We start from the raw sequence: 18,922 nt of genomic DNA on the forward strand, positions 1-18,922 counted from the left end.
AAACAAACAGAATGAACAAGTAGAACTAACAAACAGATCGTGAAACAGATTCAGCCGCGGTCCGGCCAGACCTCCTCCAGATTGGTCCTGCGCTCCGGCAGGCCCTCGGTCAGGACAGCCGTGCCGCCGCACACGGGCAGATGCACCACGAGGCTGGCGGCATCCGGGACGTTGGCCCGCGGCGTCACGTTCCACAGCATGATCTCCTGGCGCGTGCGGCGGATCTCCTTGAACTCGTAGCTGAAGGTCTCCGACCCGCGCGGGTATTCGCGCCAGACGTTGCCCTCTTTCCGGAAGCTGCTCTGCGTGCCGCCGAAGCGATCGGCGTAGGTCAGGCAGGCGGGAATGTTGAGGGTGTCGAGCACTGTCGCGCCGATGTTCGACGCGGCCGGAATGACGCTGTTCACCGCGCCGATGGCAGCAAACACCGTGGTCAGCGCGCCCGCCGCCATGGCGAGCCATGTCTTGGAGGCGCCGGACTTTGCGCCGATGGCCTTGTTGGACAGAACCTTGGACGACGACGTCAAATGGAGCTGGGTCATGACTGCGTTCTCCGATGCTTCGCAGGGGGTTTGCTGACCAACCGGGTCCGTTCATCGGAGATTAATCTTGCAGGTCTCAGCCGTGGCGAATGTGAGGCGGGTCACAACTTGGGATTTCTGCCCCCCCATCGCTGCACGGCTGACGGTCAACAATCCCTCCTTATCAGTCGCGGCCTGCGTCCATGATCGCCTGCGCCAGCCTGCCAGGATCGGAGAAGCACAGCTCGTGGCTGCCGGGCACCTGCACCAGCCGGAACAGGCCGAGTTTGCCGGACAGCCGCGGATGCCAAGGCAGGCTGTGCGGCAGCGCCGTATCCTCGGTGCAGTTGATGTAGGATTTGGCGATGGTCATTTCGGCCGGATTGGTCTTCAGCTTGATGGCGTCGGTGAAGGTCTTGTTGGGATGCGGGTTGAGGATCTCATAGGTGCGCATCGCGGTCGCCAGATCGGCGTCGTTGATGAAGGCTTCGCGCCAGATCGGGAATGGCAGCACCACCGAGCCGTCGCCGCGCTCGGCTGCGACCGCATCGAACAGCGCGACGTAGTGCGGCGGCACCATGTCGTTGAGACATTCGCCGTTGTTCGGCACGAACGCATTCCAATAGATCAACCGGCGGATGCGCTGCGGCATCCGATCGGCGACGCCGGTGATGACCATGCCGCCATAGGAATGCCCCATCAGCACGGCGTCGCTGATGTCGTGCTCGGTGAAGTAGTCGCAGATCGAGCTGATGGCCTCATCGAGGCCTGATGTCTTGGCGTCGCCGGGACGGTTGCCGCGGATGGTCGGGAGATGCACGGTGTGGCCGGCGGCGCGGATCGGCGCGGCGACCGGCTCGAGCTCGGCGCCGGTATGCCAGGCGCCATGGACCAGGACGTAGGTTGACATCGATTGCTTCCTTTGCACGATGAAGGGCGGTGCAAGGACAATGGCCGCACGGCGCTATCAGCGCTTGGCTGCAACTGAACCCAATTGGTCTCGGAGTGAACCGATGCCGGGCGTGGAGGCTGAACGTCAGCGGAGCTGGAATACGGCCATGGTACGGCCGGCGGAGCAGTTCTCGTATTATCGCGAGGCGATCTGCCAGGCCTTCATGAACCTCACGCCGGAGCCGGCGCGCGGAATCGGCTTCGCGGCGGAGGTGCAGCACGTCAGCCTCGGCGGCGGCGCCATCAACCGTGTCAGCTTTCCGGAGCACATCGTGCGCCGCTCGCCCGCGGACATCGCCGCCTCCGACCAGCGCTGCTTCTATCTCAATCTCAAGCTCGCCGGCCGCTGCACCATCCTGCAGGACGAGCACGAGGTCAGCCTGTCGGCCGGACAGGTCGGCATCTTCGACAGCGATCGCACCTTCGAGCTGCGGCACGATCGCGGGCCGTCGCTCGGCGTCATCTCGTTTCGCGTGCCCGCCGATGCGCTGTTCGGCCGCCTGCCGACGAAGTCGGACGTCGTGCCGACGCGGCTGTCCGACGATCCATGCCTCGGCGCGCTGATCGTGGAGACCGCACGCTCGCTCAACGCCAACGCGCTGCGGCTCGCGCCGGATGATGCCACGGCCCTGTTCGATGTGCTGCTCGATCTGGTCGCGCTGAGCGTGTCGCGCCGCCGTCGCCCCGAGGCGTACGCGACGGCTTCATTCGCCGATGCCACGACCTTGGCGCTGCGGCGCGCCATTCACGAGCGGCTGCGCGAGCCCGGCCTGACGGTGGCGACGGTGGCCTCGACCGTCGGGATCAGCGAGCGCTACGTGCACAAGCTGCTGGCGCGCGCCGGCACCAGCTTCTCGGAGTTCGTGATGGCGCGCCGTCTCGATGGCGTGGCGCGCGATCTGCGCGATCCCGCGTGCGCGGGCCGTGACATCGGCCGCATCGCGTTCGATTGGGGCTTTTCGGATCTGTCCCACTTCACGCGCCGCTTCAAGCAGCGCTTCGGCCTGCGCCCGCGCGACTGGCGCGCGCAAGCCGGCTCAGGTTGACAGCCGCCGCGCATTGGCGGCGACGTGCTCCCGGTAACGGCCGACGATGGCGGCAACCGATGCGCCGGCACACAGGCTCGCGGCGGCCTCGAACGCGGCAGCGATCTTTTCGCCAACCATCAGCTGCGCTTCGTACGGGGAGTCCTGATCGCCGCGGGCGAACTTCTCCAGCCGCAGCCTGATGACCTCGCCGGCTTCGACGGCGAGCATCGCACCGGCCAGCCAGGGGAACTCGGCGGTAGCCGCGCTGTGCGGCTGCACGTGTGCGGATGTCGGCTGTCTGCTCATCGTCGCCTCACTGCGGAAACATCGGCAGGTGATGCGACGAATACGCTTCAACTTTTAAAGATGCAGACGCACAATCATCGGCGATTCCGAGTCGGCTCGAACCATCGGTTAACCATAGATGCGGCCCCAACCTCATTCCGGGGCGATGCGAAGCATCGAACCCGGAATCTCGACGTGATCAAGCCATCTCGAGATTCCGGGTTCAGCCCCTTCGGGGCTGCCCCGGAATGACGGTCAGCAAGTCTTGCGCCGCGGAGGACGACACTCTTGGGATTCCTGTTCGTCCTCGCGGTCGGCCTCGTCGCCGGCACGCTGTCCGGGATCGTCGGCACCGGCTCGTCGATCATGCTGATGCCGGTGCTGGCCTATGAGTACGGGCCGAAGGAAGCCGTGCCGATCATGGCGGTGGCGGCCGTCATGGCGAACCTGTCACGCATCCTGGCGTGGTGGCGCGAGGTCGACTGGCGCGCCTGTGCGGCCTATTCGGTCACCGGGATTCCGGCGGCGGCGCTCGGCGCGCGCACGCTGCTGATCCTGCCGTCGCAAGCCGTCGACATCACCATCGGGCTGTTTCTGATGGCCATGGTGCCGGTGCGGCACTGGCTGGCGCGGCACGCCATCAAGGCCAACCTCTGGCATCTCGCATTCGGCGGTGCGGTGATCGGATTTCTGACCGGCATCGTGGTCTCGACCGGGCCTCTCAGCGTGCCGCTGTTCCTGTTCTACGGGCTTTCCAAGGGCGCCTTTCTCGCCACGGAGGCCGCGAGTTCACTCGGGCTCTACGTTTCGAAATCCATCACCTTCCAGCGCTTCGGCGCGTTGACGCCGGACATTCTGCTCAAGGGCCTGATCGCCGGCGGCTCGCTGATGGCCGGCGCCTTCGTCGCCAAGCGCTTCGTGCTGCACATGAAGCCGGATGTGTTCCGCCTGGTCATGGATGGCATCATGCTGGCCGCGGGCCTAAGTATGTTATGGAACGCCACCCACTCCTGACCGCATCGATTCTCACCTCATGGCCAAGTCCACGCTCTCCTTCGTCTGCCAGAACTGCGGCGCGGCCTATACGCGCTGGCAAGGCAAATGCGAGGCCTGCGGCGAGTGGAACACGCTGGCCGAGGAGGACACCACGGGGGCGACGTCGGCACCGGTGTCGCTGCGGTCCAAGCGCAAGGGCCGCACCTTCCAGCTGGAGTCCCTCACCGGCAAGAGCATCGACGCGCCGCGGCTGTCCTCGGGCATGACCGAGCTCGACCGCGTCACCGGCGGCGGCTTCGTGCGCGGCTCGATCCTGCTGGTCGGCGGCGATCCCGGCATCGGCAAGTCGACGCTGCTGACCCAGGCGACCGCGATGATGGCGCGGGCTGGCCATCGCGCCGTCTACATCTCCGGTGAGGAAGCCGTCGCCCAGGTGCGGCTGCGCGCCGAGCGGCTGGGGCTTGCGGACGCGCCGGTGCAACTGGCGGCCGAGACCTCGGTCGAGGATATCATCTCGACCTTGTCCGAAGGCGCCGTGCCCCGGCTGATCGTGATTGATTCGATCCAGACGATGTGGACCGACACGGTGGAATCGGCGCCGGGCACGGTGACCCAGGTGCGCGCCTCGGCGCAGAAGCTGATTCGCTTTGCCAAGAAGTCCGGCGCGGCGATCATCCTGGTCGGGCATGTTACCAAGGACGGCCAGATCGCCGGTCCCCGCGTCGTCGAACACATGGTCGATGCCGTCTTGTCGTTCGAGGGCGAAGGCTCGCAGCAGTTTCGCATCCTGCGCGCAGTGAAGAACCGCTTCGGCCCGACCGACGAGATCGGCGTGTTCGAGATGACCGGCCTCGGCCTGCGCGAGGTCACCAACCCGTCCGAGCTGTTCCTGTCCGAGCGCGACCTCGGCAGCCCCGGCACCGCCGTGTTCGCCGGCATCGAGGGCACGCGCCCGGTGCTGGTCGAAATGCAGGCGCTGGTGGCGCCAACCTCGCTCGGCACGCCGCGCCGCGCCGTGGTCGGCTGGGATCCGAGCCGGCTGTCGATGGTGCTGGCGGTGCTGGAGGCGCATTGCGGCGTGAAGCTGTCCGGCCATGACGTCTACCTCAACGTCGCCGGCGGCCTGCGCATCCACGAGCCGGCGGCCGATCTCGCCGCTGCCGCCGCGCTGGTCTCCTCGCTGGTGAATGCCCCGTTGCCGCCGGATGCGGTGTATTTCGGCGAAATCTCGCTCTCTGGCGCCGTGCGTCCGGTGGCGCAGACCTCGGCGCGCCTGAAAGAAGCCGCCAAGCTCGGCTTTCTGCGCGTGGTGCTGCCCGAGCGAGCCCGCGGCGAGGCCGGCGGCGACGCCGGCCTGAACCTCAATACCGTCGGCGGGTTGACGTCGCTGGTCGCCGACATTGCTGCCCGCGGCACACCGCGCGCACGCCAAACCAGCAGCCGGGAAGACGAGGATCCGCGCGATCAGGGCCGCCGTGCCCCGAGCCATGCCGAAAAAAATGCCACACCAGCGAGATTCCGCCGTCAGGACGGCTAGCCGGACCGTGACGTTCCGGTGACTCGCCGCTATACAACGCCGCATCCGGGCCCCCACGGGATCACGGACTTGCCGGGGAACCCTGCTTTCCTGCACGTGGAAGGCGGTCCTCTGTCGATTCGAAGCGAACCTTGACCTTGAAGCGGACCTGAGCAGCCGATGCCGATAACGATCCTCGATCTCATCCTGCTCGGTGTCATGCTGATCTCGGGGCTGCTGGCCATGGTCCGCGGCTTCATGCGCGAGGTGCTCTCGATCGCGGCCTGGGGCGCCGCGGCGCTGGTCACGCTTTATTCATTCTCGAAGCTGCTGCCGACCGCGAAGACCTATTTCAACAACGATACCGTCGCGAGCGTCGTCGTCGTCGCCGGTACTTTCGTGGGCACCCTGCTCATCGTCTCGGTGATCACGGTCAAGATCTCCGACATGATCCTCGATTCGCGCATCGGCGCGCTCGACCGCACCCTCGGATTCCTGTTCGGATTGGGCCGCGGCCTGCTTATCGTGGTCGTCGCGTTCCTGTTCTTCAGCTGGCTGGTGCCGGACAAGCAGCGTCCAGACTGGGTCACCGCCGCAAAATCCCGGGTCGTCCTGCAGGGAACCGGGGATTGGCTGATGTCGCTCTTGCCTGATGATCCCGAGAACACCATTTTAAAGAAATTCAAGAAGAACAAGCCGGACGACGACCAGACTGACACCGAGTCGCCCGCAGCGGGCGGCGATGGGTACAGCAAGCCTGCCCGCGACAGCTTGAAGAAGCTGATCGAGAAACCCGCGGCCAAGTGAGCCAAGCCCAGAAGAGAGGCGCGATGGACCAGCACCACGATTCTTCCGGCCAAGACTCTTCGGGCGAAGCCCAAATTGACTCTGACGCGGATCTGAACTTCGGACCTCAAGCCTACACCAGAGACCCAGACCTAGACGGAGACACGCTGCGCGAGGAGTGCGGCGTGTTCGGCATTTATGGGCATAGCGATGCCGCCGCGATCACCGCGCTCGGCCTGCACGCGCTCCAGCATCGCGGCCAGGAAGCCGCCGGCATCGTCTCCTATGACGGCACGCGCTTCCACAGCGAGCGGCGCCTCGGCCTGGTTGGCGACACCTTCTCCCGCCGTGAGGTGATCGAGCGCCTGCCCGGCAACGCCGCGGTCGGCCATGTCCGCTATGCGACGACCGGCGCGACGATCCTGCGCAACGTGCAGCCGCTGTTCGCCGAGCTCAATGCCGGCGGCTTCGCGGTCGGTCACAACGGCAACCTCACCAACGGCCTGACGCTGCGCCGCGAGCTGGTGCGCGCCGGCGCGATCATGCAGTCGACCACCGACACCGAGGTGATCCTGCATCTGGTCGCGCATTCCCGCCGCAGCAATTTCATCGACCGCTTCATCGAGGCGCTGCGCGCGCTCGAGGGCGCCTATTCGCTGGTCTGCCTGACCAACAAGAAGCTGATCGGCGCCCGCGATCCCCTCGGCATCCGCCCCCTGGTCTATGGCGAGCTCGACGGCTGCCCGATTCTGGCGTCCGAGACCTGCGCGCTGGACATGATCGGCGCCCGCTACATCCGCGACATCGAGCCGGGCGAGGTCGTGATCTTCGACGAAGCCGGCATGCACAGCCACAAGCCGTTCCCGCCGAAGCCGGCGCGTCCCTGCGTGTTCGAATACATCTATTTCGCCCGTCCCGACTCCGTGGTCGGCGGCCGCTCGGTCTACGAGGTGCGCAAGGCGTTCGGCGCGCAGCTCGCGCGCGAGAGCCATCCGGAGGTCGACGTCGTGGTGCCGGTGCCGGATTCCGGCGTGCCGGCGGCGATCGGCTACAGCCAGTACTCCGGCGTGCCGTTCGAGCTCGGCATCATCCGCAACCACTATGTCGGCCGCACCTTCATCCAGCCGACCCAGGCGATCCGCGAATCCGGCGTGCGCATGAAGCACTCGGCCAACCGCGCCGCGATCGAAGGCAAGCGCATCATCCTGATCGACGACTCGCTGGTGCGCGGCACGACCTCGCGCAAGATCGTGCGCATGATGCGCGACGCCGGCGCCACCGAGGTGCATTTCCGGCTGGCCTCGCCGCCGATCCTCTATCCCGACTACTACGGCATCGACCTGCCGGACCGCGGCGGCCTGCTCGCAGCGACGCATTCGCTGGAGGAGATGCGCGAGCTGATCGGCGCGGATTCGCTGGCGTTCCTGTCGATCGACGGCATGTACCGCGCGATGGGCGAGCCGGCCCGCGACCCCGCCGCGCCGAAATACGCCGACCATTGCTTCACCGGCAGCTACCCGACCAACCTCACCGACCAGTCGCTGGTCGAGCCGACCCAGCAGCAGCTGTCGCTGCTGGCGGAGGCGAGCTGAGGCAGGCACCGGACGTCGCTATCGGCGACGTCCTCGCCAGACGGCGTCGTCGCCAGACGGCATCATCGCCACACGACGTCATTCCGGGGCGATGCGAAGTATCGAACCCGGAATCTCGAAATTGGCTTGCGTGACTCACCTCGAGATCCCGGGTTCGAGGCCTTCGGCGTCGCCCCGGAATGACGGCCCCTGTTAAGCAGTTGTCCCGGCGAACGCCGGGACCCATAGCCACCGGCCGTCGCTAGGCGGCTAGGACTAGCCATGGGCACCCAACTCCCTCATAACCGCCGCGGAGTATGGGTCCCGGCGCCAAGCGCGCAATCGCGCGCCAGGCCGGGACGATGGCCGTGAGATGATCGTGATGACCCTTCCCCTCGCCAATCGTATTGCCCTCGTCACCGGCGCCTCGCGCGGCATCGGTCATGCGACCGCGCGGGCGCTGGCCCGTGCTGGCGCGCATGTCGTGGCTGTCGCCCGCACCCAGGGCGGGCTGGAGGAGCTCGACGACGAGATCCGGAAAGAAACCGGCAGCGGCGCAACGCTGGTGCCGCTCAGCATGACCGATAGCGACGGCATCGCCCGGCTCGGGGCGGCGCTGCACGAGCGGCACGGCAGGCTCGACATCCTCGTCGGCAACGCCGCCGTGCCCGGCCCGTCCTCGCCGCTCGGCCATATCGACCTGAAGCCGTGGAACGACGTCGTCGCGGTCAATTTGACCGCCAACTTCCAGCTGATCCGCTGCATGGAGCCGCTGCTGAAGGTCTCCGACGCCGGCCGCGCCGTGTTCGTCACCTCGGGCGCCGCGCACAAGGCGCAGGCCTATCTCGGCCCCTACGCCGCCTCCAAGGCGGCGCTGGAAACGCTGGCGCGCGTCTGGGCCCACGAGACCGAGCGCACGCCGCTCCGCGTGAACCTGTTCAGCCCCGGCCCGATCCGCACCCGCATGCGCGCGACGGTGTTTCCCGGCGAGGACCCGATGACGCTGGAGACACCCGAGCAGGCCGCCGAGTTCATCGTGCCGATGTGCCTGCCCTCGTGGACCGAGACCGGCAAATTCTACGACTACAAGAACCGCACGCTGAAGAGTTTTCAGCCGCCGGCCTAAGCGACGACGAGGCTTCGCTCGCACGTCGCCTGGCCATGCCCGGACGCTTGCCGCATCCGTTGCCGTCGTCCCGGCGAACGCCGGGACCTATAACCACCGGCGGTCACGTTTGCGGCTGACCGCAACACAGACTGCCTTTCCCCACGCACATCACGCGGTATGGGTCCCGGCGTTCGCCGGGACCACAGCGGAGGGCGCGATCGACACCGCGGCTCTCATGCATGTCGCGTCAGCGAACTTATGACCGATCGGCGTCGGCGCCGATCGGCACCACCACCTACTTCGAAGCCGGACTCGCCGCCGGCTTTGCTGTCGCTGCTTTCGCCGCCGCCGGCACCTGGCGATCGCGGACGGCCGTCAGCTCCTTGCGTAGCTTTTCCTGCTGCTCCACCGACAGCACCGGCCGCTGATCGTCATGCGGCAGGTCGTTGACCGGGAGATAATTGTAGGTGTTGTTGAGATTCGCGCCGGTGTCCGGCGGCGGCGTGGACGACGTCACGCAGCCGGCGAGCAGCAGCGTCGTCAGCAGGACGGTCGCGGTCGGCAGCGCGCGGGCAGCCGCGATGCTTCCCGAGCCTCGCATCGATCGAATCATCGTGCAGCCGCCATCGTGCGCGCAGGCAGTTGCGCCGTGATGGAATGCTCGTTCGATTGCAGCCCGGGCAGGCTCCTGACCCAGGGGTAGCCACGCCGGCCCATGTCGTAGCCGCGATCGAACAAGGCGGTCATGTAGTTGCGGTCGAACGGGCCGTCGGCCTTGACCTTGAAATCGGCGGGCACGCTGGCGAGGTTGAAATCGATGCCGTTGAACTTCGCCACCGAATAGATGCGGTAGATGTCGCCGATGCCCTGGTTCTTGATCAAGGTCGTCAGCGAGCGCTGCGTCACCGACAGCACATCGGCCCCGACGCTGTCCCATTCCGGATCGATGCGGGCATTGCGGATGACGTAGAGATGCGCCCCGCTGACGCTGCGCCGCGGCCCGCGCACGGAGACGAGGCGCAGCACCGACGGACCGATGAACACCTGCCGCGTGACACCGCCATCGACATGCAGCTCGTCGTAGTCCTTGTCCCCGATCCGGACCTTGATGCGCACCGGCGCGAAGGCGCCGGGCACGGTGGCGGAGGCGAGCAGCACCTGTCGGAACAGGTTGATCGCCTCCGGCGTGTCGGCGGCGGCGATGCGGCCCATGTCCCACAGCACCGGACGCTGCGCGTCGAGATTGGTGGTGCCGACCAGCAGCACCCTGCCCTTCGCGCTCTCGCTGGCGACGTCGCGCAGGAACTCGCGGTCGACATATTTCTCGATCAGCCGCGACAGCGGCGTGTTGTCGGCCAGCGCCGAGCCCTGCAGCAGGCCGGGAACGTTGACCGTGAAAATGTCCTTGCGCTCATACGCAGTGAAGATCTCGCGCAGCCGCTCGTCATGCGCGCGGCCAAGGAACACGAACGGGGCCATGAGCGCGCCCGAGCTCACGCCCGTCACCATGTCGAAGGTGGGCCGGTTGCCCGCCTCGCCCCAGCCCGACAGCAGACCGGCGCCGAACGCGCCATTCTCGGCCCCGCCGGAGATCGCCAGGAAGTTCAGCGGACGCGACGCGGCCATTTCTGCCGAGGCGCGCTGCATCGAGGCTTCGGCCATGCGCGGCGACGGCTCGTCGCCCCAATAGCGGACGTCGCGGAAGCCGAGCGGCTCGGCACGAATGGCCGCCACCTCGGGCGGCGCGTTGCGCGGCATGATGGCGGCGCACGCGGCGAGCTGCAGCGCGGCTGCGAGCACGACTGCAAAACGCGAAACAACGGCGCGGAAAGTCACTGCGGGCTTCATCGCGTCGGCTGCTGCTCCATGCTCGCGATATCAGGCGACGGCGGCGGCGACGCCTTGGCTTCGTTCGCGCCCTTGTCGGTCCAGCCTGGCGGCAGGCCGAGGCTCGCGCCGACGAATCCCTTCAGACCCGGGAAGCGACCAAACTGCTCACATGCGGCATATTTAGGGGCACCGCCGAGCTTGGCCGGCACGCTCGACACCGATGGCAAAGACGTGATCGAGGCGATGCCTGAAAATGGCGACTCGCCGGTCGACACGAGCTTAGCGAAATCCGCGCCGAACTCGCCGGCGAGATCGTAGGCATCACCGTCATTGGCCATTCTTGCCGTGGACACCGAATTGGCGCCGCGCGCCCACACCATCGCAGCCTTCTGAAAGCCGGCGAAGTCGCACGCCTCGGCCTCGACCGACAAGGTGCCGAGACCGACCGGCAGCCGCGGCACCGGCACGGGAACGCCGGGCAGCGCGACGCTCTTGGCGATGGAGGCGGCCTGCGAGGCGGCCGACGCAGTCGCGTTGGTCGCCGTCGCATGGGTGACGGTCGCCTTGAGGATCAGATCGGCGTCCTCGCCCGGCGCGACCACGCGAAAACGATCGCTCAGCCGCAGGCACATTTCGCGGCTAATGACGTTGGCCACCAGCTTCCGCTCGTCCTCATCGAAGGCGACGTCGGCTCGCGGCGGAAAGGCGGTCGGCTCGATCCTGACCGTCTTGGCCTCGAGCAGCTCCTTCTTGTTCGCCTTGATCTGGGCGCGCGTCACCAGACCGTGGGCGTCGGCGAGGCGGTCGTAACTCTTGAGCGAGCCGGCTCGCTCCAGCGGCGCGGTGGCGCAGCTGGATGTCGCAAACGACAGGGACACCAGCGCCGTCCATCGCAGCGGGGCAAGACGCGACATTTGCGAGAGACCCATTGATAGATAGCTCACTCTAATCAAGTCCCATAGACCCCAGGACTTGTCCATCTAAACTAGATCAAATTCTCTAGATTAGAGCGGTGAGAAATATTATTTTATATTACAATGAGTTGTCGGAGGCAGATAAAGTGCGGCAGAAATTGGGCGGCAGGGTTCGGCGGCAGAGTTCGCGGCGATGAGAAAGGTCGATCCGGTCAGGCACGAGCAGAAGCGGCGGGAGATTCTCCAGGCCGCCCTGGCGTGCTTTGTCAGGGACGGCTTTCACGGCGCGAGCACCACCGACATCTGCGCCGAGGCCGGGATCAGCCCGGGCCACCTCTATCACTACTTCCCCAGCAAGGAGACGATGATCCAGGCGCTCGTGGAGCAGAACCTTGAGCATGCCGGCGGGCGGCTGCAGGCGATCCTGGCAGGCCCCGATGTCATCGAGGCGCTGGTCCAGGAGCTCGAAAGCACCAGCATCCACCAGCCACAGGCGCAGGTTCTCACCGCCGAGGCGCTGGCCGAGGCCTGCCGCAATCCGGAGTTCGCCAGCATCGTCCACGCCCATGCGCGGGCGATGCGAGCGCTGCTGGTCGACTTCATCGTCAAGGCGCAGCACCGCGGGGAGGTCGACGCGAGCCTCGATCCCGAGGCGACCGCCAACATCCTGTTCGCTGTCGTGGACGGCGCGCGCGCCCTGCCGATCCGCAATCCCATTGTCGACGTCAAGCAGTGCACGCAGCATCTGCGGCTCTTGCTGACCCGCTTCCTCAAACCCGCAGCAGCGGCAGCGGTGAAGCCAGTTGCCGCGCCGGCGGTCGATTGAGACTGCGCGGGGCCCGCCCGCGATTGACACCCTGCCCTGCCCGCGATTGACTGCGTCCAACTAAGCGGATGACCGCGAACAACAGATCGGGAGGATGCCATGACGCGAGCACGATGCGGACGCGCGAGCGGTCTTGTGCGTGGCCTTGCCCGAACCTTGCTGCTGGCAGTTGTCGCGACCACCGCTGCCCTGCTCCCGCGCGCCGTCAGCGCCGCCGACATTCCGGCCTTCGCTGTCGAGCCGTCCTGGCCGAAGCAGCTTCCCAACAACTGGATCCTCGGCCAGGTCGGCGGCATCACCGTCGACAGCCAGGGGCACGTCTGGGTCATCCATCTCCCGCGCTCGCTGACCGACGACGAGAAGGGCGCAGCCCTCAATCCGCCGCGCTCGAAATGCTGCATCCCGGCCCCGCCAGTGCTGGAGTTCGACGCCGACGGCAATCTCCTGCGCGCCTGGGGCGGCCCCGGCCCGGGCTATGAATGGGTCGGCCGCGAACATGGCATCGAGGTCGACGAGCGCGGCTTCGTCTGGATCGGCGGCAATGCCGACAACGACAATGCGATCCTGAAATTCACCCTCGACGGCAAATTCGTCGCGCAGATCGGATCGATCGCGCCGAGCAAGGGCTCGAACGACACCACCCAGCTCGGCAAGCCCGCGGAGACCGCGGTCGACAAGGACGCGAACGAGATCTACGTCGCCGACGGCTACGGCAACCGCCGCGTCATCGTGTTCGATGCGACGACGCTGGCCTACAAGCGGCACTGGGGCGCGTATGGTCGCGTGCCGGACGATACCAAGCAGCCAGCCTATGATCCCAAGGCGCCGGTGGCGCAGCAGTTCGGCAACCCCGTCCACTGCGTGAAGATCGCCGACGACGGCCTCGTCTATGTCTGCGACCGCATCAATGACCGCATCCAGGTGTTCAAGAAGGACGGCAGCTTCGTGACCGAGTGGTTCTTCGAGAAGGCCACGCTCGGCAATGGCGCGGTGTGGGACATCGCGATCTGGCCGGACCCGAAGCAGAGCTATCTGCTGTCCGCCGACGGCGAGAACAACGAGATCCGGATCATCCGCCGCTCCGACGGCCCAGTGGTCGGAAGCTTCGGCCACAATGGCCGCAATGCCGGCCAATTCCACTGGGTGCACGCGATGGCCGTCGACAAGCAGGGCAACGTTTATACCGCTGAGGTCGACACCGGAAAGCGCATCCAGAAATTCCGGCTGACCTCGGACGCCCTGCGTTAACGCTCGCGCCATCAGCCCAAAACCTGGGCGCATCTGCCCCCTTTGGCGCATTGCCGCAACTCACAAGACCGGCTAATCAGGATGGCAGACGGCAAAGGGCGCCCAAGATGCCCCGCCGCGACACGATACCAGGGAGGACTTTGATGACGACGTCTCACGCGCGGCGAATGGCCGCGCTGCTTGCTGCCACCGCTCTCAGCTTTGCCGGCTCCGCCTTCGCCGACGACAAGGTCGTCAAGATCGGCGTGCTCAACGACATGTCGAGCCTGTATGCCGACATCGGCGGCCCCAATTCGGTGGCGGCCGTGAACATGGCGGTCGAGGATTCCGGGCTGAAGGCCAAGGGGTGGACCATCGAGGTCATCAGCGGCGACCACCAGAACAAGCCCGACATCGGCGTCAATATCGGCCGGCAGTGGATCGACACCCAGAAGGTCGACGTGATCATGGACACGCCGAATTCCGGCGTGGCGCTGGCCGTCTCCAACCTCGTCAAGGAGAAGAACTCGATCCTGTTGAACTCCGGCGCGGCGACGGCTGACCTCACCGGCAGCAAGTGCAACGCCAACACGATCTCGTTCACCTACGACACCTACATGCTCGCCAACGGCACCGGCAAGGCGCTGACCAAGGCGGGCGGCGACAGCTGGTTCTTCCTCACCGCCGACTACGCCTTCGGCCATGCGCTGGAGCGCGACACCTCGGCGGTCGTGACCGCCAATGGTGGCAAGGTGCTCGGCTCGGTGAAGCATCCGCTCAACACCGCCGATTTCTCGTCCTTCCTGCTGCAGGCGCAGTCGTCGAAGGCCAAGGTCATCGGTCTCGCCAACGCCGGCGGCGACACCACCAACTCGATCAAGCAGGCCTCGGAGTTCGGCATCGTGCAGGGCGGCCAGAAGCTCGCCGCGCTGCTGCTGTTCGTGAACGACGTCCATGCGCTGGGCCTCAAGGTCGCCCAGGGCCTGACCTTCACGGAGTCGTTCTACTGGGATCTGAACGACAAGACCCGCGAATGGTCGAAGCGTTTCCAGAAGCTGTCGCCGAAGGGCACGATGCCGTCGATGACGGTGGCCGGCAACTACGCCGGCACGCTGCATTACCTGAAGGCGCTGGAAGCGCTCGGCGGCAATCCGCATGACGGCGCCAAGGTGGTTGCGAAGATGAAGGAGATCCCGACCGACGATCCGCTGTTCGGCAAGGGCCCGCTGCGCGCCGACGGCCGCCGCCTGATCCCGGCCTATCTGTTCGAGGTCAAGAAGCCGGACGAGTCCAAATATCCGTGGGACTACTACAAGCTCGTGGCGACCATCGCGCCCGAGGACGCCGCCAAGCCGCTGGAAGCCAGCGAGTGCCCGCTGGTGAAGAAGTAAGCCTGCGTCCGTTCTGTGGACCCTCATGGTGAGGAGGCGCGCAGCGCCGTCTCGAACCATGAGGCTCCCGCTTTCGATCGCCCCTCATCCGAGACGCATCGCCCGACGCGTTTCAGGATGAGGGTTTTTTGTTGTCGCCCCGCAGCGTCCGCACCGCAATCACCAGCGCCACGGTCAGCAGCGCCGAGGCCAGCAGGAACGGCGCGCCCGGCAGATGCAGCGGCGCCGTCGCGCCGATGAAATAGGCAAAGGTCAGCGTGAACAGGAACGGCCCCGCGAGCTGGGCCATGCTCTGCACGCTCGATGTCGCGCCCTGCAGCTGGCCCTGCCGGTCCGCTGCGACCCGCCGCGTCATCAGCGCCTGGATCGCCGCGCCCGACACGCCCCACAGCGCCATGGCGGGAATGCCGAGCCAGCTCAGCTTTCCGGTCGGCGCGAGGCCGAAGATCAGGAAGCCGACCGTGCCGGCGCACAGGCCGAGCATCAGCGCGCCGCGCTCGCCGAGCGAACGCACGATGAAGCCGACCGCCCCGCCCTGCACCACCATCGCGCAGACCCCGACGATCGCGAGCGTCAGTCCGACCGTGCGTGTGTCCCAGCCATAGCGATAGGTCGCGTACAGCACGAAGGTCGAGGGCAGCACGACATGGGCGAGTTGGGTGATGAAATTGACCAGCGACAGTCCGGCCAGCGTCGGCTCCGAGCGCAGCAATTGCAGCGCCCCGAGCGGGCTCGCTGCGCGCCAACGGAACGGGCTGCGCCGCTCTGCTGGCAGCGATTCCGGCAGCACCAGCAGGCCGTACAGCGCATTGGCGAAGCTGAGCCCGGCCGCCGCCCAGAACGGCAGCCGCGGATCGATGTCGCCGAGCAGCCCGCCGGTGGCTGGCCCGAGCACGAAGCCGGCGCCGAACGCCGCCCCAATACGGCCGAACACCGCCGCCCGCCGGTCGGGCGGCGTGAGGTCGGAGATGTAGGCGAACGCCGTGGAGATGCTGGCCGAGGTCACGCCCGAGATCAGCCGCCCAAGGAACAGCCAGGCCAGCGACGGCGCCAGTGCCATCAACACATAGTCGGCGGCCAACCCGAAGTTCGACAGCAGGATCACCGGCCGCCGCCCGAACCGGTCCGACAGGCTGCCGAGCACCGGCGAGAACACGAACTGCATCAGCGCCCAGGCCGTCCCGAACAGCCCAAAAATCCGCGCCGCCTGCGCCGTGTCATTGCCGACGAACCCCTCGATCAGCTTCGGCAGGATCGGCATGATCAACCCGAGCGCCAGCATGTCGAGCAGAATCGTGACGAAGATGAACGCCACCGCGCGGGGGCGCGGGGGTGGCGGGGATGTCGGGCTGTCGGGACGGAGCATGGCCTGCGATCGGAAGAGCGCCCGCGGCAGCGCAGGACGAAGGCCGTGTTATACACGCGGAGGCTCGGTCAGCAATCCGGGAGCCGGTCCGAGGACGGCGATGTGGCGTCGCCGATCAAGCCGGGGAGACATCCAGCGCGCGAGCCGAAAAGTCGACCAGCTCCTGCGCACAGCGGTTCTGCACAGCGTAGGTGAGGAATTGCTTCTCGCTGCCTTGCACCTGCGCGTCGAGCTTGCGGATCCAGGTCTCGCGCGGCGCAGATTTTGGACCTGCCGCGAGATCACCAGGATCGAGCGCAGCCGCTTGTTGGGCACGAACTGCACCATGCCGGCCATCGGCCCGTCGCCGCGGTCGGAGGTGAACACGCTTTTCAGCTCGGTGGCAATCGCGTCGGGCGCCGAGGTCTTGACCGGCATCAGCGCGAACGACATGCCCTTCATGGTGTCGAGGTCGAACAGCGCGATCGCCTCCATCATCGCCGCGATCTCCTGGCGATTGCCGGACAGCGTGATCAGGTTGCGCGCATCAGACGAGTTGACCGCGCGCGAGCTGCGCGACCAGATCCAGCGCATCTGTCTCAAGCATCCGTTCTACGCCCATCGATGGGTGACCGCCACGCTTAGGCGCTACAAATTGGTCGCCCATGCCCAAGAACAAGTCCTGCGACTTATGCGTCAGAACAAACTTCTCGCGCAGCGCAAAACGCCCTTCCTGAAGCCGTCGACCGAGCGGCCAACGAGCGTGATCGTCGTCCCCAACCTGATCCGCGTCATAGCGACATCCGCTCCCGATGAGATCTGAGCGGCGGACATCACCCATCTCCATCTCGCCAGGGCATTTCCCTATCTCGCCGTCAGTCTCGACGGCTTTCTTCTTTGCGTTACGTATCTCGCTCAATAGCACGGAGCTTTTCCTCAGCGAACAAAACTGCGAGTTTGGTTGTATTTGCACCGACAATTTGTTGCTGAAGCAGCAGCTTGACCGCACCTACGCTGTCGAACTCTCTCATAGTCGGTAGTCCAACATCCACAACCGACTTGACGATCTTGGACATCGCGCCATCAAGCTCTTCTCTGCTACTCAAAAATAACTGATCCCAGGAGGCCAGCAATCCCAAATACGCATGACAAACACGTGTCGCGTGTTTCCTTCCCAATTCGGATGATTGAAGTCGCTCTCGAAGCAAAACGTTCTCAACCCCGATTATCGGGTTCACAACTACTTCCGCTCTCTTCTTACCCACTCCGGTAAATATAAATATTTCCGTGAGATCATTTATCTTCTTGACCATTTTAGTCGGGCGCCGCTCCGCAAGATCAAAGCCCAACAAATTAAGCTCGGATATCAGCCGACGATCAACTTCAGAGACGGTAACCTGATGGCAACGTTGCATAGCCTGCATTACTGATCTCCTCCTCCCCGAAAGCGAAACTGATACCGCAGATACTGCCGCATTGCACGCTGCGCACCCATCGGGCCAACGTATAAGCGATACCAAATTGGTCTGCCGCCCGCGACCTCCTTCAGAGTCATACCTTCGATACCTGCTTGCCGTGCGCTTTCTCCGTAAAACCTGATTTGTCCTTCACGAATATAGTCCGAACGCTGCAGCTGTGTGCGCTCGTACTTTGCAAAATTTCCATTCTTCACCTCGGCAGCATCCACGAGACCATCCCGAGCTATGGACAAACCATCCATTTCGCCCCTCAGGATTTTGCCGTTGATAATGACCCTCTCTCCAGCAGAATCGATCGCCTCATAAAGAAGATTTTGTCCCACGACTTGACCACCAGAATTAAGAACCGACTGCTTCCACATACTCTCCGCTAGACGTCCCTGCGCTACCTGCGCAGCTTCGTTGAATAGGTACCCGAACGCGCCGGTAATCGCGCCGTTAGCAAATTTCCCGCCGCCTGCGACCGAGGCGACTCCACCAGCAACCGCCGACACGATGGCTCCACCAATTCGGTCGCCAATGTTTTCTTGCGGATGCTGAAACACTGAGCGAGTGAGTGGCGAAAGTGCTGATCCAACAGCGGCCGATAATGCGCCAGACTTGCAGTCGCCTCCTGATGCCACCGAAGATCCGCAACCCACCAGGGCGTGTCCTGCGACATTAGCGAAATACCTGTCGGTACCAAAATCAGGCTGATGTCCAGTAAGGTTGCCAACGCCATATAATGCCGCGGCAGTGACGCCGGCTATTAGCCCGGCTTTCAATACTTCGCCTAGATTCCCCCCTGACAGTCCTGTCGCGATCATTGCACCGCCTGCTGCAGAGGCGACAGCGAGCCCGAACGATCCCGCTGTGAGTCCAAGTCCAATTCCAGGAAGCACCACATTGAGCAGGACCGTGGCGCCAATCTGCAGGATCGACCTGGCGATTGGGTTCTTCTGGAGGAAGTTGCCGATCGCGTTCCAGAAGCACCCCAGGAAGCAATGCCCAGACGGGTCCGTGAACGTCAGCGGATCGTTGCCCACGTAGGAGTACCGATTCCAGCCCTGGGTGCTGAACGGGCTCTCCGTCACCGGATCGGCGCTGGTGAACCTCGCCAGCAGCGGGTCGTAGACGCGGCCGTTCATGTGGACGAGGCCGGCGACCGAG

At 65.4% G+C, this 18,922-nt stretch carries 19 protein-coding genes; 10 read left to right on the plus strand and 9 right to left on the minus strand.

Features of this window, described 5'->3' with window-relative positions; translation table 11 throughout:
* Positions 1–50: 50 nt before the first annotated feature.
* Positions 51–542 (minus strand): hypothetical protein, encoded by a 492-nt coding sequence (locus BRAO375_RS05395; RefSeq protein ID WP_009026439.1) that lies wholly within the window; start codon positions 540–542, stop codon positions 51–53.
* Between the two features lie 163 nt (positions 543–705).
* Entirely contained in the window at positions 706–1,431 is a 726-nt protein-coding gene (locus BRAO375_RS05400; RefSeq protein WP_009026440.1) for an alpha/beta hydrolase, read from the minus strand.
* Between the two features lie 103 nt (positions 1,432–1,534).
* Between BRAO375_RS05400 and BRAO375_RS05405 the strand changes: the two genes are divergently transcribed.
* A complete protein-coding gene (locus tag BRAO375_RS05405) occupies positions 1,535–2,518 on the plus strand; it encodes a helix-turn-helix domain-containing protein (RefSeq protein ID WP_009026441.1) in 984 nt (327 codons plus the stop codon).
* Here BRAO375_RS05405 and BRAO375_RS05410 read toward each other — a convergent pair.
* On the minus strand, positions 2,510–2,806 hold the full coding sequence (locus BRAO375_RS05410) for a hypothetical protein (protein WP_009026442.1): 297 nt from the start codon (positions 2,804–2,806) through the stop codon (positions 2,510–2,512). The two genes, BRAO375_RS05405 and BRAO375_RS05410, sit on opposite strands and share 9 nt — an antisense overlap.
* A 267-nt stretch (positions 2,807–3,073) precedes the next feature.
* Between BRAO375_RS05410 and BRAO375_RS05415 the strand changes: the two genes are divergently transcribed.
* The 5 genes from BRAO375_RS05415 (at position 3,074) to BRAO375_RS05435 (ending at position 8,780) form a co-directional block, all read left to right on the plus strand.
* Entirely contained in the window at positions 3,074–3,799 is a 726-nt protein-coding gene (locus tag BRAO375_RS05415; RefSeq protein WP_009026443.1) for a sulfite exporter TauE/SafE family protein, read from the plus strand.
* A gap of 19 nt (positions 3,800–3,818) precedes the next feature.
* On the plus strand, positions 3,819–5,318 hold the full coding sequence (gene radA, locus BRAO375_RS05420; protein WP_009026444.1) for a DNA repair protein RadA: 1,500 nt from the start codon (positions 3,819–3,821) through the stop codon (positions 5,316–5,318).
* A gap of 159 nt (positions 5,319–5,477) precedes the next feature.
* A complete protein-coding gene (locus BRAO375_RS05425) occupies positions 5,478–6,104 on the plus strand; it encodes a CvpA family protein (RefSeq protein ID WP_009026445.1) in 627 nt (208 codons plus the stop codon).
* Between the two features lie 23 nt (positions 6,105–6,127).
* On the plus strand, positions 6,128–7,675 hold the full coding sequence (gene purF, locus BRAO375_RS05430; protein WP_009026446.1) for an amidophosphoribosyltransferase: 1,548 nt from the start codon (positions 6,128–6,130) through the stop codon (positions 7,673–7,675).
* Positions 7,676–8,036: 361 nt separating this feature from the next.
* Entirely contained in the window at positions 8,037–8,780 is a 744-nt protein-coding gene (locus BRAO375_RS05435) for an SDR family NAD(P)-dependent oxidoreductase (protein ID WP_009026447.1), read from the plus strand.
* A 277-nt stretch (positions 8,781–9,057) separates the two neighbouring features.
* Here BRAO375_RS05435 and BRAO375_RS05440 read toward each other — a convergent pair whose 3' ends face one another.
* The 3 genes from BRAO375_RS05440 to BRAO375_RS05450 are packed head-to-tail and all read right to left on the minus strand — an operon-like array spanning position 9,058 to position 11,521.
* Positions 9,058–9,363 (minus strand): hypothetical protein, encoded by a 306-nt coding sequence (locus tag BRAO375_RS05440; protein WP_009026448.1) that lies wholly within the window; start codon positions 9,361–9,363, stop codon positions 9,058–9,060.
* 8 nt (positions 9,364–9,371) lie between these two features.
* Entirely contained in the window at positions 9,372–10,610 is a 1,239-nt protein-coding gene (locus BRAO375_RS05445) for a patatin-like phospholipase family protein (RefSeq protein ID WP_009026449.1), read from the minus strand.
* Positions 10,607–11,521, minus strand: coding sequence for a DUF3313 family protein (locus BRAO375_RS05450; protein WP_052536047.1), 915 nt, complete (start codon positions 11,519–11,521; stop codon positions 10,607–10,609). Before BRAO375_RS05450 ends, BRAO375_RS05445 begins: the two co-directional genes overlap by 4 nt.
* Positions 11,522–11,699: 178 nt before the next feature.
* Between BRAO375_RS05450 and BRAO375_RS05455 the strand changes: the two genes are divergently transcribed.
* From BRAO375_RS05455 to BRAO375_RS05465, 3 genes are all read left to right on the plus strand, one after another.
* On the plus strand, positions 11,700–12,332 hold the full coding sequence (locus BRAO375_RS05455) for a TetR/AcrR family transcriptional regulator (RefSeq protein ID WP_009026451.1): 633 nt from the start codon (positions 11,700–11,702) through the stop codon (positions 12,330–12,332).
* 99 nt (positions 12,333–12,431) lie between these two features.
* Positions 12,432–13,580 (plus strand): NHL repeat-containing protein, encoded by a 1,149-nt coding sequence (locus tag BRAO375_RS05460; protein ID WP_009026452.1) that lies wholly within the window; start codon positions 12,432–12,434, stop codon positions 13,578–13,580.
* A gap of 143 nt (positions 13,581–13,723) precedes the next feature.
* A complete protein-coding gene (locus BRAO375_RS05465; protein WP_009026453.1) occupies positions 13,724–14,950 on the plus strand; it encodes an ABC transporter substrate-binding protein in 1,227 nt (408 codons plus the stop codon).
* 112 nt (positions 14,951–15,062) lie between these two features.
* Here BRAO375_RS05465 and BRAO375_RS05470 read toward each other — a convergent pair whose 3' ends face one another.
* Entirely contained in the window at positions 15,063–16,316 is a 1,254-nt protein-coding gene (locus tag BRAO375_RS05470) for a TCR/Tet family MFS transporter (RefSeq protein WP_035639059.1), read from the minus strand.
* A 100-nt stretch (positions 16,317–16,416) separates the two neighbouring features.
* Between BRAO375_RS05470 and BRAO375_RS37870 the strand changes: the two genes are divergently transcribed.
* Positions 16,417–17,118, plus strand: a complete 702-nt coding sequence (locus BRAO375_RS37870; RefSeq protein WP_175345292.1) for an IS3 family transposase — start codon at positions 16,417–16,419, stop codon at positions 17,116–17,118.
* A 79-nt stretch (positions 17,119–17,197) separates the two neighbouring features.
* Here the strand turns inward: BRAO375_RS37870 and BRAO375_RS05485 are convergent, their stop codons facing one another.
* Positions 17,198–17,719 carry a hypothetical protein gene (locus BRAO375_RS05485; protein ID WP_035639067.1) on the minus strand — a complete coding sequence of 174 codons (522 nt, stop codon included), beginning with the start codon at positions 17,717–17,719 and terminating at the stop codon, positions 17,198–17,200.
* Positions 17,719–18,922: RHS repeat-associated core domain-containing protein (locus tag BRAO375_RS05490; RefSeq protein WP_175345293.1), on the minus strand; the 1,204-nt coding region annotated here is incomplete at its 5' end. The genes BRAO375_RS05485 and BRAO375_RS05490, both read right to left, overlap by 1 nt.

It is taken from the genome of Bradyrhizobium sp. ORS 375 (genome assembly GCF_000239775.1).
Taxonomy (GTDB): domain Bacteria; phylum Pseudomonadota; class Alphaproteobacteria; order Rhizobiales; family Xanthobacteraceae; genus Bradyrhizobium.

Excerpts from the sequence above, each read along its gene's own strand:
- BRAO375_RS05450 (WP_052536047.1), bottom strand. The coding sequence starts at position 11,521 with ATGGGTCTCTCGCAAATGTCGCGTCTTGCCCCGCTGCGATGGACGGCG.
- BRAO375_RS05470 (WP_035639059.1), bottom strand. The coding sequence starts at position 16,316 with ATGCTCCGTCCCGACAGCCCGACATCCCCGCCACCCCCGCGCCCCCGC.
- BRAO375_RS37870 (WP_175345292.1), top strand. The coding sequence starts at position 16,417 with ATGTGGCGTCGCCGATCAAGCCGGGGAGACATCCAGCGCGCGAGCCGA.
- purF (WP_009026446.1), top strand. The coding sequence starts at position 6,128 with ATGGACCAGCACCACGATTCTTCCGGCCAAGACTCTTCGGGCGAAGCC.
- BRAO375_RS05405 (WP_009026441.1), top strand. The coding sequence starts at position 1,535 with ATGCCGGGCGTGGAGGCTGAACGTCAGCGGAGCTGGAATACGGCCATG.
- BRAO375_RS05460 (WP_009026452.1), top strand. The coding sequence starts at position 12,432 with ATGACGCGAGCACGATGCGGACGCGCGAGCGGTCTTGTGCGTGGCCTT.
- BRAO375_RS05400 (WP_009026440.1), bottom strand. The coding sequence starts at position 1,431 with ATGTCAACCTACGTCCTGGTCCATGGCGCCTGGCATACCGGCGCCGAG.
- radA (WP_009026444.1), top strand. The coding sequence starts at position 3,819 with ATGGCCAAGTCCACGCTCTCCTTCGTCTGCCAGAACTGCGGCGCGGCC.
- BRAO375_RS05425 (WP_009026445.1), top strand. The coding sequence starts at position 5,478 with ATGCCGATAACGATCCTCGATCTCATCCTGCTCGGTGTCATGCTGATC.
- BRAO375_RS05445 (WP_009026449.1), bottom strand. The coding sequence starts at position 10,610 with ATGAAGCCCGCAGTGACTTTCCGCGCCGTTGTTTCGCGTTTTGCAGTC.
- BRAO375_RS05455 (WP_009026451.1), top strand. The coding sequence starts at position 11,700 with ATGAGAAAGGTCGATCCGGTCAGGCACGAGCAGAAGCGGCGGGAGATT.
- BRAO375_RS05410 (WP_009026442.1), bottom strand. The coding sequence starts at position 2,806 with ATGAGCAGACAGCCGACATCCGCACACGTGCAGCCGCACAGCGCGGCT.
- BRAO375_RS05435 (WP_009026447.1), top strand. The coding sequence starts at position 8,037 with ATGACCCTTCCCCTCGCCAATCGTATTGCCCTCGTCACCGGCGCCTCG.
- BRAO375_RS05395 (WP_009026439.1), bottom strand. The coding sequence starts at position 542 with ATGACCCAGCTCCATTTGACGTCGTCGTCCAAGGTTCTGTCCAACAAG.
- BRAO375_RS05440 (WP_009026448.1), bottom strand. The coding sequence starts at position 9,363 with ATGCGAGGCTCGGGAAGCATCGCGGCTGCCCGCGCGCTGCCGACCGCG.
- BRAO375_RS05465 (WP_009026453.1), top strand. The coding sequence starts at position 13,724 with ATGACGACGTCTCACGCGCGGCGAATGGCCGCGCTGCTTGCTGCCACC.
- BRAO375_RS05485 (WP_035639067.1), bottom strand. The coding sequence starts at position 17,719 with ATGCAGGCTATGCAACGTTGCCATCAGGTTACCGTCTCTGAAGTTGAT.